At 57.1% G+C, this 12107-nt stretch carries 11 protein-coding genes; 9 read left to right on the top strand and 2 right to left on the bottom strand.

The features are described from left to right. Positions 1 to 131 precede the first annotated feature (131 nt). The 3 genes from MOY_RS15575 to paaX all read left to right on the top strand — a co-directional run bounded on the left by MOY_RS15575 (position 132) and on the right by paaX (position 3027). Positions 132 to 1757: a BCCT family transporter gene (locus MOY_RS15575; RefSeq protein ID WP_009101632.1), complete on the top strand. Its 1626-nt coding sequence runs from the start codon at positions 132 to 134 to the stop codon at positions 1755 to 1757. A 56-nt stretch (positions 1758 to 1813) separates the two neighbouring features. Further along, positions 1814 to 2014, top strand: a complete 201-nt coding sequence (locus MOY_RS15570; RefSeq protein WP_158003274.1) for a hypothetical protein — start codon at positions 1814 to 1816, stop codon at positions 2012 to 2014. 86 nt (positions 2015 to 2100) lie between these two features. Next, positions 2101 to 3027 (top strand): phenylacetic acid degradation operon negative regulatory protein PaaX, encoded by a 927-nt coding sequence (gene paaX / locus MOY_RS15565; RefSeq protein ID WP_009101628.1) that lies wholly within the window; start codon positions 2101 to 2103, stop codon positions 3025 to 3027. A gap of 1 nt (position 3028) precedes the next feature. Here paaX and paaY read toward each other — a convergent pair whose 3' ends face one another. Further along, positions 3029 to 3643: a phenylacetic acid degradation protein PaaY gene (paaY, locus tag MOY_RS15560; protein ID WP_009101626.1), complete on the bottom strand. Its 615-nt coding sequence runs from the start codon at positions 3641 to 3643 to the stop codon at positions 3029 to 3031. 11 nt (positions 3644 to 3654) lie between these two features. Further along, positions 3655 to 5331 carry a phenylacetic acid degradation protein PaaN gene (paaN, locus tag MOY_RS15555; protein ID WP_009101624.1) on the bottom strand — a complete coding sequence of 559 codons (1677 nt, stop codon included), beginning with the start codon at positions 5329 to 5331 and terminating at the stop codon, positions 3655 to 3657. A gap of 367 nt (positions 5332 to 5698) precedes the next feature. On the opposite strand from paaN, the gene paaF reads away from it, so the two are divergent. The 6 genes from paaF to paaK all read left to right on the top strand — a co-directional run bounded on the left by paaF (position 5699) and on the right by paaK (position 11903). Continuing rightward, the gene (paaF, locus tag MOY_RS15550) at positions 5699 to 6472 is read left to right on the top strand and encodes a 2,3-dehydroadipyl-CoA hydratase PaaF (protein ID WP_009101622.1); all 774 of its coding nucleotides are present in this window, start codon (positions 5699 to 5701) and stop codon (positions 6470 to 6472) included. 16 nt (positions 6473 to 6488) lie between these two features. Then, positions 6489 to 7280: a 2-(1,2-epoxy-1,2-dihydrophenyl)acetyl-CoA isomerase PaaG gene (paaG, locus tag MOY_RS15545; RefSeq protein ID WP_009101621.1), complete on the top strand. Its 792-nt coding sequence runs from the start codon at positions 6489 to 6491 to the stop codon at positions 7278 to 7280. A 1-nt stretch (position 7281) separates the two neighbouring features. Next, on the top strand, positions 7282 to 8817 hold the full coding sequence (gene paaH / locus MOY_RS15540) for a 3-hydroxyacyl-CoA dehydrogenase PaaH (RefSeq protein ID WP_009101619.1): 1536 nt from the start codon (positions 7282 to 7284) through the stop codon (positions 8815 to 8817). Further along, a complete protein-coding gene (gene paaI / locus MOY_RS15535; RefSeq protein WP_009101617.1) occupies positions 8810 to 9292 on the top strand; it encodes a hydroxyphenylacetyl-CoA thioesterase PaaI in 483 nt (160 codons plus the stop codon). Before paaH ends, paaI begins: the two co-directional genes overlap by 8 nt. Beyond that, positions 9289 to 10494: a 3-oxoadipyl-CoA thiolase gene (gene pcaF / locus MOY_RS15530; protein WP_009101615.1), complete on the top strand. Its 1206-nt coding sequence runs from the start codon at positions 9289 to 9291 to the stop codon at positions 10492 to 10494. Before paaI ends, pcaF begins: the two co-directional genes overlap by 4 nt. Positions 10495 to 10589: 95 nt before the next feature. After that, the gene (gene paaK / locus MOY_RS15525) at positions 10590 to 11903 is read left to right on the top strand and encodes a phenylacetate--CoA ligase PaaK (RefSeq protein WP_009101613.1); all 1314 of its coding nucleotides are present in this window, start codon (positions 10590 to 10592) and stop codon (positions 11901 to 11903) included. Positions 11904 to 12107 lie beyond the last annotated feature (204 nt).

The following is a 12107-nucleotide window of genomic DNA, read 5'->3' as shown; positions in this document are numbered from 1 at the left end:
GGGGACTTTCTTGATTTGTGGGGGCTTACTTAACAGAGGAGGTGTGCTGGATAACCATTAAAGTTTGCTAACAACTTGGCGTGATAGGCAAATAGCTCCTACGTTATTGAAAAGACAACGGAGAAAAAATGATGGAAGCTCTTGCGAGAAAGCTGGGCCTCAAGACTGATCCCACCATTTTTTTCACGTCTGCGGGGATCATGATCCTTTTTTTAGTGGCGCTTCTCATTGCACCTGAACCTATAGGGGCAGCCTTTGGCGCGGGGCGCCAGTGGATCGTTACTAACCTTGGCTGGTTCTTTATTTTAGGGGTGACGAGTTGGGTGGCGTTCCTGTTATGGGTCGCGCTCAGCCGTTTCGGGGCAATCCGGCTGGGAGGGAACGATGCCAAGCCGGCCTATAGCAATATCTCCTGGTTTACCATGCTATTCGCTGGCGGTATCGGCACGGTATTGATGTTCTGGGGCGTGGCCGAGCCTATTTCTCACTTTACAACCCCCCCAAGACCGGGTGTCGAGCCCTTCTCTGTGGCAGCCGCCGACGACGCTATGAGCTTTTCGATCTATCATCTGGGCCTACATACCTGGGCGATCTTCGCTATGCCGGGGCTGGCTTTTGCGTACTTTATTTATCGTTACAACCTCCCCATGCGTTTTAGCTCAGTATTCTATCCACTGATCGGCGAACGCATTTACGGCCCTGTCGGCAAAACCCTCGATATCTTTGCCATTCTCGGTACTCTCTTTGGTGTGGCGGTTTCTATTGGCCTGGGCACCCAGCAAATCAATGCGGGGCTAACGGAACTGTTTGGTGTTCCGGACGCCGTGATGACAAAGGTAATTATCATCACGGTACTAACAGCCGTTGCCGTGGGGTCGATCGTCGCGGGGCTGGATGCAGGCGTTAAACGGCTTTCCAATATCAATATCGGGATGGCCGTCGGCCTATTGGTGTTTGTGCTGTTCACCGGATCAACCGTTTTCCTGTTGCGTGCCATCGTCGAGACCTTTGGCCTTTACATCACCAACCTGCTACCCATGGCGTTTTGGAATGATACGTTAGCAAGCTATACCAGCAACGACGGCAGCGGCTGGGGGTGGCAAGGCAGCTGGACAGTGTTTTATTGGGCCTGGACAGTCACTTGGTCACCCTTCATCGGGATTTTTGTGGCGCGTATCTCCCGCGGGCGAACCATCCGAGAGTTTGTCCTGGGCGTGTTATTCGCCCCCTCCATCTTTACGCTGGTTTGGTTTGCGATCTTTGGCTGGTCGGCAATGGAGATCGATGGAATAGGCGCCGAGGCTAGGGCAGCTATGGGAGATCAGGCCGGTGCATTATCCGCTGCCGTGGGCGAAAGTATCCCGCTCGCTATGTTCGCATTTTTCGAGAACTTCCCCGCTGCTACCTTAATCCAGGGCTTAGCGGTGGTTATCGTTGCCATCTTTTTTGCCACGTCATCAGACTCCGCCTCTCTGGTCGTCGATATGCTGTGTACAGGCAGCGCGGATCCTGGCCCCTGGCACCAACGAGTATTCTGGGGCGTTTCTGAAGGCATGCTGGCGGCTATGCTTATCGTTCTTGCCGGCGATGCCGGGCTTAGTGCATTGCAGGAAGTGATTACCGTGGTTGGTCTACCGATGTTTATTCTGGTGTTTGCCATGATGTTTTCATTGTTCCGCGGCCTAGCTCATGAGGATCTCAGCGAAGTACGCGTTGGCAGCCCACCCAAGCGGGAGGCGCTAAGGCCAGATGAGTAGATAGCGCTTGTGACTCTCTCAAGAACACGACACGTATGCGAGATGGGTCACGTTGCGTGTCGTTAAAAAAAACCACCGGTGTCGCGGTAGCGCACAACGAAGAAATCTCTCTTGAGTCGCTGATCAATCAGGCAGATCAAATGCTATACGTCGGCAAACGCGATGGCCGAGACCGAATAGTGATGTGTCGCACGGAGGAGGAGCAAGCCCCCGCGAACAACCAAGGGGCGCAAGCAACGACTCAGGCCAAACTCTAAAAAAACGTGATACGATAATCGCTTATATTATTTAGATTTTATGTCGTTTTGCGGCCACTTTATTTTAAAGGGAATCAACATCCACCATGTCGTCAGCTAAAGACTGCGTCGCTACGCTTATTGATGGCTTCCAGAAGCGTCGGCCAATTCGCGCTGGTTCACTGATTATTACCGTCTATGGTGACTCTATCGTTCCGCGGGGCGGTACTGTGTGGTTGGGCAGTCTGTCGAAACTGGTGGAGTCCATCGGGATCAATGAGCGGTTGGTGCGCACCTCTGTTTACAGGCTGACCACTGAAACTTGGCTGCGGGGCGAGAAGGTGGGCCGTCGCAGCTATTACCGATTGAGTGGCCCAGGGCGGCGGCGTTTTGAACAAGCTTTCAAGCGCGTCTATCACGGCGCCCAGCCGCCCTGGTCGGGCCAGTGGACATTGGTGCTGCTGACACAGCTTCCCCCAGACCGACGCCAACAAATTCGTGATGAGCTTGAATGGCTCGGCTTTGGTAGTTTTGCTCAGGGCGTGCTGGCTCACCCTACGCTGTCATGCGCAGAGACCATGGTAACTTTGCAAGAGTTGGATGCGGTAGACGACACGATCGTGATGCAAACCCAGACCATGGAGCCCATGACCAGCAAGCCACTGCGCCTGCAGGTCAGAGATAGCTGGAACCTCGATGAACTCGCCGAACTTTACCAGCGTTTTCTCGTTAAGTTTCGCCCACTCTGGAATGCGCTCAGCGCAGAGAACCATTTAGGGCAGGAAGAGTGCTTCATTGCTCGCACCTTGCTGATTCACGAGTATCGCAAGGTTCAATTACGTGACCCCCTCCTGCCTGACGAACTACTCCCCACGGCATGGGAAGGTCGCTACGCCCATCAGCTCTGCCGCAACCTCTATCGCTTGCTCTACGAACGCGCAGAACGCTGGCTAGACCGACATCTGGAAACCGCCGAGGGCCCATTACCAGCCCCCGGCCCCAGCTTCTACCAGCGCTTCGGCGGGCTGGAATAGTTCATGGTTGTGGCGACTTATCCAGCGTCTGCTGCTTAGGTTGTGTATCACCGGCCAGTAAGGTTGGCCGATCAGCATCGAGCTCTGCCAGCGGCTCACAGGACTCCAAGCTGTCACGGCAACGGGTTACTAAGCGCTGATACTCTTGGGTACCCTGCTGCTTCCAGGCAAACTCCTCATCACTCAGCGCCCGCTTAACCTTTGCAGGCGCCCCCATCACCAGCGACTGCGGCTCACACTCGAAGCCTGCCTTGACGAATGCCGCCGCGGCAACGATAGACCGCTCAGCAATGTTAGCGCCGTCCATCACCACGGCGTTCATACCGACCATGGCATCACGCCCAATCACGCAGCCATGCAATACCGCGCCATGGCCGATATGGCCATCCTTCTCGACCTTAGTGACGCAACCTGGAAAGCCGTGCATCACGCAGGTATCCTGAAGGTTCGCGCCCTCTTCCAGCACCAGGCGGCCGAAATCGCCACGCATCACCGCGCCGGGACCTACATAACAGCCGGGGCCAACAATCACATCCCCGATCAATACTGCGGTTGGGTGAACATAAGCCGTCGGGTGCACCACCGGCGTCACCCCTTCAAGTCGATAGTAAGGCATAACGTTCTCCGTTAGTTTGATGGGCTGTGGCGACGGCTTTGCACCACCACGAAACGGCTGGCGACAAAGGCTTGGTTACATAAGGAAGCATTGGCTGCCGGATTACCGCCCGTGGCGTGAAAGTCACTAAAAGCAGCCGACTGGTTGACGAATATCCCCCCATCCAGGTTCAGAGACAGCGGAACGGCCACATCCATCGCCAGCTGCTCGAACTGTGCGGCCACGGCCTCATCGGTGGTGTAGGCACCGAGTGTTATCGCGCCCTTTTCCCGAATCACCTCCCGCGCCAGCTCAATGCTATGCGCGGTGTTCTCAGTCGCGATGACAAAGCTTATCGGGCCGAAGCGCTCCTCACTGTAGGCAGCTTTCTGCGCTGCATCTACCTTGAGGATAAGCGGCGTGTGGATGCGGGCGTCAGGGAATTGGGCGTGTTTGCGTAACTCGCTATCCAGCGCTATATCGCCCAGCCCACGACATTCATCAATTCGTGCTCGCGTGTCTACTGACTGCAGGGCACCTAACACCGTGCAGGCGCGGTCATTGTCACTCAGAAACGCCTGGACAGCTTTCGCAAGCGCGGCCGCCACGTCATCAAAGCTTAAATGGCCATCCGCTGTTTCGATCCCGCTTTTCGGTACATAAATGGCCTGAGGGGTCGTGCACATCTGCCCAGAATAGAGGCTCAGCGAGAAGGCCAGGTTCGCCGTGACCGCTTTAAGGTTATCCACACTGTCGATAATAACCGTGTTGATGCCGGCTTTCTCGGCAAACACCTGAGCTTGGGTGGCGTTCTGTATTAGCCAGTCTCCGAACGCGTTGGAGCCGGTGAAATCGATTAGTTTGACCGCAGGGTCAAGCGCCAGCGTCTTGGTAAGCGGCGCATCGACAGTGTCGGGTACCAGGCTAACCAGACAAGGATCAAAGCCTGCTTCCTCCAATACTTGCTGAACAACACGTGCAGTCATTGCCACAGGCAAAATAGCGCCAGGGTGTGGCTTAAGGATGACCGGATTGCCCGTCGCCAGACTGGCAAACAAGCCAGGATACGTATTCCAGGTGGGAAACGTGGAACAGGCCACTACCAACGAGATACCGCGCGGAACGATGTGAAAACGCTTATCCATGACAATGGGATCATGCTTGCCCTGGGCCTTGACCCATTTCGCGGTAGCGGGAATCTGAGCCATTGCCTGCCAAGCATAGGCCACGGCTTCAAGGCCGCGATCCTGGGCATGCGGCCCACCCGCTTGAAACGCCATCAACGGCCCCTGGCCGCTAGTATGCATCACCGCCTGGGCGATCTCTGGGCTCATGACATTAAGGCGTGACAGGACTTCCAGACACACCCCAACACGCGCTTGCGCCCCGGCATCCCGCCAGTCGCGCATTGCTACTTGCATGGCCGCTACCAGCTCGTCGAGGTTTGGCTGGTCATACGTAATGCCGAGTTCAAAGCCATAAGGTGACACTTCGCCACCCACTTGCTGGGTGCTGCCAACACCATTAAGTGCAAATGGCTGATTGAGTAGTGACTCGAACGTCGACGGCGCCGCTTTAACGGCATCCTCAGGGTATTTCCGCATGCTTTCTGGATAGGGCGTCCAGAAATTACGGCTGGAAATGGCGTCGACAGCTTGGTCAAGAATCTCACGATGAAGGTCGAACATCTGCTGCGCTGATTGCGTCATGGGGCGCTCCTGCACTCACTTATTTTTTTGATACGCTATATTTTTTAAGACTATCTTTCCCGTAACAAAACATCAAACGCTTTCCTTGTCACCACTTACTAAAGAACGGGTGAACTGATATCTAAAAACTCGAAATATAGGGGTTAAAAGTCGCTTTTTTAGCCACGCACCCAGGCTTCATACCATGGTCTAACAACCATATTTCGTTCGCCAAAATGCACTAAAGCCATTGTTAATAAAAAACAAATGATCAAAAATAACGTTAAGCGACACACTAAAAACATATAAACAATATTGATGCGTATCAAAATAAACCTATACTCGGCAGATATTCATCCTGTGCGCCACAGGCCGAACTGAGGTAAAAATGCCCACTACTCTAAAAACAACCCCACCCCAGGAAGGCGTTTTATGCATCACGCTGAATCGCCCAGACGCACTGAATGCGCTTAATACGCAGCTTCTCGGCGAGCTCGCCGACACCTTGAGCAAGGCTGATAGTGACGACAACGTTCGCGCCGTGGTGATTACCGGCAGTGCGAAAGCGTTCGCCGCCGGTGCGGATATTAACGAAATGGCCGAACGCGATCTGGTGGGCATGCTGGAAGATCCTCGCCAGCACCACTGGGCCACCATTACGCGCTTTCGCAAACCGATCATTGCCGCCGTCAATGGCTATGCCTTGGGCGGTGGCTGCGAACTGGCCATGCATGCCGACATCATCATTGCCGGTGAAAACGCCCTGTTTGGCCAGCCGGAAATCAACCTGGGCATCATGCCCGGCGCTGGCGGCACCCAACGATTGCTTAGAGCGGTAGGCAAATCTCTGGCTACCCAAATGGTGCTGACCGGCGAGCCAATTTCTGCTCGCCGTGCCCTCGAAGCTGGCCTGATTAGCGAGATTACCCAACCCGAACTCACCCTTGAACACGCCATGGCCATTGCAACACGCATCGCCGCCAAGGCACCGCTGGCGGTGCGTTTAGCGCGGGAATCGCTGCACAAGGCGATGGATACCGACCTAGCCACCGGCCTGCGCTTTGAACGCCATGCATTCACCTTACTGGCGGGTACCGCCGACCGCGAAGAGGGCATTCGCGCCTTCCAAGAAAAACGACCTGCCACTTTTCAAGGGCACTGACACAAGGATATACCCCATGAGCCAAGCGCCCCTGCTTTACACCGTGGAAGACGGCGTTGCCTGCATTACGCTAAACCGCCCCGACAGCTTGAACAGCTTCAATACTGAGATGCATGCCGAGATGCGCAAGGCGCTTAAGGACGTGTGCCAGGACCCAAGCGTTCGCGCTTTGTTGCTGACCGGCAACGGACGCGGCTTCTGCGCTGGCCAAGATCTTTCCGACCGCAGCGTTGCCCCCGGTGAGCAAGCCCCCGATCTCGGCGAGTCACTTGAGAAACGCTACAACCCCATGCTGCGCGCTCTTAAAGATATGCCGTTCCCGACCATTTGTGCGGTGAACGGCGTGGCCGCAGGTGCCGGTGCCAACATCGCCCTGGCCTGCGACATCGTATTGGCCGCACGCTCGGCGAGCTTTATTCAGGCTTTCTGTAAAATCGGCTTGATTCCCGACTCCGGCGGCACCTGGACCCTGCCTCACTTAGTGGGCATGGCGCGTGCCAAGGGCCTGGCGATGCTTGGTGACAAGCTGCCCGCCGAGACTGCCGAACAGTGGGGCATGATTTGGCGCTGCGTCGACGATGAGGCGCTTCAGGAAGAAGCCATGAACATGGCTCGCCACTTGGCCACACAGCCGACGCGCGGCTTGGCGCTTATCAAACGCGCCCTGCATGCCAGCAGCGATAACAGCTTCAACGAACAGCTCGATCTGGAGCGCGATCTGCAACGCCTTGCCGGGCGCTCCGACGACTACCGCGAAGGTGTCAGCGCCTTTATGGAAAAACGTCGCCCCACCTTCAAGGGAGAGTGATATGGCAGCCCTACCCACGTCCGCCGTTATTGGCGTGATCGGCGCAGGCGCCATGGGTGCCGGTATCGCTCAGGTAGCCGCCCAGGCTGGCCACTCGGTAATCTTGCACGACAATCAGCCGGGTGCCGCCAAAGCAGGTATCAACAACATTCGCCGCCAGCTGGAAAAGCGCGTTGCCAAGGGCAAGGTGAGCCAAGCCGATGTGGATAACATCATGGCTCGCCTACAGCCCGCCGACACAATCGACGCCCTGGCCGACAGCCGCCTAATTATTGAAGCCATTGTTGAAAACCTTGAGGTTAAACGGCAGGTGTTCGCCCAGCTCGAAGCGCTATGCTCGCCGGATACATTGCTCGCCAGTAATACCTCGTCACTATCGATCACCTCCATTGCAGCGAACCTTGAACGCCCTGAACGCATGGCGGGGCTTCACTTCTTTAACCCCGCCCCAGTGATGAAGCTAGTAGAAGTGGTGTCAGGTCTGGCGACCACCGCAGATGTTGCGAACACCCTTTTCGATACCGCTAGCGCCTGGGGCAAGGTGGCGGTACACGCAAGCTCTACCCCTGGGTTTATTGTTAACCGCGTGGCGCGGCCATTTTATGCCGAAGGGCTACGCCTGCTGCAGGAAGGTGCCAGCGATGCCGCCACTATCGATGCCTTGCTGCGTCAAGCCGGCGGGTTCCGCATGGGGCCTTTCGAACTGATGGACCTGATCGGTCATGACGTGAACTACGCGGTGACCCGCTCGGTGTTTGACGCTTACTACGGCGACACCCGTTTCGAGCCTTCCTTAGTACAGCAAGCGTTGGTTGAAGCCGGACGCCTGGGGCGTAAGTCCGGTCAAGGTTTCTTCGACTACGCTGAAGGCGCTGCGAAGCCGCAGCCTACGTTTGCCGAACCAGCAAATACGGAGCTACCAGCACTTGTCGTACAGGGTGCCAACAGCACTCTCGCGCCACTGCTGGAACGCGCTCAAGAAGCTGGTCTCAACGTGGTGTATCGCGAATCGCTACAGCAAGATGGCTCCCCTCGCCTATACCTAGGCGATCTGGTACTGGCGCTTAGCGACGGACGCTGCGCCGCCGAACGTGCGGCCAATGAAGGGCTCGATACTCTGGTACTGTTCGACTTATGCCTGGACTACCGCAGCGCCAGCGCCATTGCGCTTGCTGCTAGCCACACAACATCACCCGAGGCCCTCCAACTGGCCACCGCTTTCTTCCAGCGCCTGGGTATGGACGTAGCCTGGCTAACCGACACGCCGGGGCTGGTAGTGCTACGTACCGTGACCATGCTCGCTAATGAAGCTGCCGATGCCGTGCTGCAAGGCGTGTGCAGCGCTAAGGATGGCGACCTAGCGATGCAGGCGGGCGTTAACTACCCACAAGGCCCTCTGGCCTGGGCAGACTCACTGGGCCTGCCCTTCGTTCACCGCACCCTTACACACCTGCAGCAGAGCTACGGCGAAGAGCGCTATCGCAGCTCGTTCCTGCTGCGTCGCAACGCCTTGGGCGGGGGAAGCTTCCATGAGTGATGCCCAACTGACCCCACAACAGCTGGCGGAAGCCTGTGCCGAGGCAATGTTTGCCCGTGACCATGCCAGCCAAGGGCTGGGCATGCGGATTATCCGCGTAGCCCCTGGCTTTGCAGAACTGACCATGACCGTACGCCAGGATATGGTGCAGGGTCACGGCAACTGCCATGGCGGGTTTCTGTTTGCCCTGGCTGATTCCGCCTTTGCGTTTGCCTGCAATAGTTACGATGAGGCCACGGTGGCCTCAGGCTGCAGCATCGACTACCTCGGCCCTGGCCAACTAGGCGATGAACTGACCGCCACTGCCGAAGAGCGCAGCCGACGCGGACGCACCGGCATTTATGACATCACGCTGCGCAATCAGCACGGCGATACCGTTGCCCTGTTCCGCGGGCGTTCCTACAAAATTCGCGGCAGCGTACGCCGCTTGGAAGACACTGACGCAGAAAATACTGCCGCTGGAGATAACCAATGAAAGACGCGCTGATCATTGATGCCATTCGTACCCCAATAGGACGCTACGGCGGCGCACTTTCGAGCATGCGTGCCGATGACCTGGGGGCCATACCCATGCGCACCCTGATGGAACGCAACCCGAACGTCGACTGGTCGCTGATTGACGATATCTTTTACGGCTGCGCCAACCAAGCAGGGGAAGATAACCGCAACGTGGCGCGCATGTCCGCGCTGCTGGCCGGGCTTCCGGTCGAGGTGCCTGGCTCCACCATCAACCGCCTTTGCGGCTCTGGCATGGACGCCATCGGCAATGCCGCCCGCACCATCAAGACCGGCGAAGCGGGGCTAATGATTGCTGGCGGGGTGGAGTCGATGTCCCGGGCGCCCTTCGTGATGGGCAAGGCGGAGCAAGCTTTCTCACGCCAAGCCGATATTTTCGATACGACCATTGGCTGGCGCTTTATCAATCGTGCAATGAAAGCTCAGTTCGGCGTGGACTCCATGCCCGAAACCGCTGAAAACGTGGCTGAGCAGTTTGGCATTTCCCGAGAAGACCAGGACGCTTTTGCACTGCGCAGCCAGCAGCGTACCGCCGCCGCTATGGAGGCTGGCCGCCTTGCTGAAGAGATCGTTCCGGTCGAAATCCCCCGCCGCAAACAAGACCCGTTAGTGGTGGATACCGACGAGCACCCGCGCGCCGCCACGACCGCCGAGCAGCTCGCCAAGCTACCCACTCCCTTCCGCGAAGGCGGCAGTGTGACAGCGGGTAATGCCTCTGGGGTTAACGATGGCGCCTGTGCGCTGCTGCTGGCATCCCCCGAGCAAGCAGAGCGTTTTGGCTTAAAAGCCCGCGCCCGCGTGGTAGGCATGGCCACCGCTGGGGTGGAGCCGCGCATCATGGGGTTCGGCCCCTCTCCCGCCACCCGTAAGGTACTTGCCCAGACCGGGCTTACCCTCGAACAGATGGACGTGATCGAACTCAATGAAGCCTTTGCTGCTCAAGCGTTGGCAGTCATGCGCGACCTGGGCCTGAGCGATGATGCCGAACACGTCAATCCCAATGGGGGCGCTATTGCACTCGGCCACCCGCTGGGCATGAGCGGCGCTCGGCTTGTGACCACTGCCTTGCATGAACTCGAACGTCGGCAAGGACGCTTTGCGCTATGCACCATGTGTATTGGTGTCGGACAGGGCATTGCTCTAATCATCGAGCGCTTATAAGACGATTTCATAGGCCACGACTTCATGGATCACTACCCAGCCCATGGCTCATGAAACGTTGACCCAATAACAACTTGCTTGACCGGAGACTCCTGATGAATCAGCCCGCTACGCGTATCGACACTGCGACTCTCGACCCCTTGGAAACCGCCAGCATCGACGAGCTGCGCGCCACTCAGGTCAAGCGCCTGAAGTGGAGCCTGAAGCACGCTTACGACAATGTGCCGTTCTATCGCCAGTCTTTCGACAGAGCAGGAGTGCATCCCGACGATATCCAGACGCTAGCGGATCTCGCCAAACTACCGTTCACCACCAAGGCCGATCTGCGCGACAACTACCCGTTTGGCATGTTGGCCACGCCAATGAGCGAGATCGTGCGCATTCACGCGTCCAGCGGCACTACTGGGCAGCCCACGGTGGTGGGCTACACCCAGAAAGATATTGATGTGTGGTCCGATGTGGTGGCGCGCTCAATCCGCGCCGCTGGCGGCAGCCGCAGCGACAAAGTGCATGTGGCGTATGGCTACGGCCTGTTCACCGGCGGGCTGGGCGCGCATTACGGTGCCGAGCGCCTGGGCTGCGCAGTCATACCCATGTCGGGGGGCCAGACGGAGAAACAGGTTCAGCTGATCCGTGATTTCCAGCCGGACATCATCATGGTCACGCCCTCGTACATGCTCAACATTGCTGACGAGATGGAGCGCCAAGGCATCGATCCACATACACTGCCGCTGCGCACCGGCATTTTCGGTGCCGAACCCTGGACCGACAGCATGCGCACTGCCCTAGAGCAGCGTCTGGGCATCGATGCCCTCGATATTTACGGGCTCTCCGAGGTAATGGGGCCGGGCGTGGGCATGGAGTGCCTCGAAACCAAAGATGGCCCCACCATCTGGGAAGATCACTTCTATCCCGAAATCATCGACCCAGTCAGCGGTGACGTCCTGCCAGACGGTGAGTACGGCGAGCTGGTATTCACCACCCTAACCAAAGAAGGCCTGCCGGTGATTCGTTACCGCACCCGCGACCTGACCCGCCTACTGCCAGGCACTGCGCGCCCTATGCGGCGCATCGACAAGATCACTGGCCGCAGCGACGACATGCTGATCATTCGCGGGGTTAATGTGTTCCCCACCCAGATCGAAGAGCAGCTACTTAAGATCGCGTCACTTTCTCCCCACTACGAGATCGAAGTCAGCCGCCAAGGCAATATGGACATGGTGCTTGTTCGTGTAGAAGCGAATCATCATGACATCGCCCGCGACCCCGTAGCTTGTGAAGACGCCGCGAAACAGCTTCAGCATGCCATCAAGACGTATATCGGTATTAGCACCCAGGTTGAAGTGTGTCCGGTAGAGAGCGTTATGCGTTCGCTGGGCAAGGCCAGACGCGTCAAGGACCTTCGCTGATTCAGCTCCTTAACGCTTAGCGGCCTCTGATAAGCAACGCCGCGCCAACACAGCCCCTTTAGGAACTCCCCTACAGGGGCTTTTTTACACCCAAATAGTCAGTAAACGTCAGAAAAAATATCACATTCAGAATCACTTATCCTTGGTCATTTTTACTATATAAAACAGACATCTTTCCTTTATTCGTAATCACAAAGTCTTAAA

Source organism: Halomonas sp. GFAJ-1 (genome assembly GCF_000236625.2).
Taxonomy (GTDB): domain Bacteria; phylum Pseudomonadota; class Gammaproteobacteria; order Pseudomonadales; family Halomonadaceae; genus Vreelandella.
Note: the sequence above shows the minus strand (reverse complement) of the source record. Positions and strands in the feature narration are given on the sequence as shown.

What these genes read in the sequence shown, in the direction of transcription:
- MOY_RS15575 (WP_009101632.1), top strand. Translation starts at nt 132, where the DNA reads ATGGAAGCTCTTGCGAGAAAGCTGGGCCTCAAGACTGATCCCACCATT.
- paaX (WP_009101628.1), top strand. Translation starts at nt 2,101, where the DNA reads ATGTCGTCAGCTAAAGACTGCGTCGCTACGCTTATTGATGGCTTCCAG.
- paaY (WP_009101626.1), bottom strand. Translation starts at nt 3,643, where the DNA reads ATGCCTTACTATCGACTTGAAGGGGTGACGCCGGTGGTGCACCCGACG.
- paaN (WP_009101624.1), bottom strand. Translation starts at nt 5,331, where the DNA reads ATGACGCAATCAGCGCAGCAGATGTTCGACCTTCATCGTGAGATTCTT.
- paaF (WP_009101622.1), top strand. Translation starts at nt 5,699, where the DNA reads ATGCCCACTACTCTAAAAACAACCCCACCCCAGGAAGGCGTTTTATGC.
- paaG (WP_009101621.1), top strand. Translation starts at nt 6,489, where the DNA reads ATGAGCCAAGCGCCCCTGCTTTACACCGTGGAAGACGGCGTTGCCTGC.
- paaH (WP_009101619.1), top strand. Translation starts at nt 7,282, where the DNA reads ATGGCAGCCCTACCCACGTCCGCCGTTATTGGCGTGATCGGCGCAGGC.
- paaI (WP_009101617.1), top strand. Translation starts at nt 8,810, where the DNA reads ATGAGTGATGCCCAACTGACCCCACAACAGCTGGCGGAAGCCTGTGCC.
- pcaF (WP_009101615.1), top strand. Translation starts at nt 9,289, where the DNA reads ATGAAAGACGCGCTGATCATTGATGCCATTCGTACCCCAATAGGACGC.
- paaK (WP_009101613.1), top strand. Translation starts at nt 10,590, where the DNA reads ATGAATCAGCCCGCTACGCGTATCGACACTGCGACTCTCGACCCCTTG.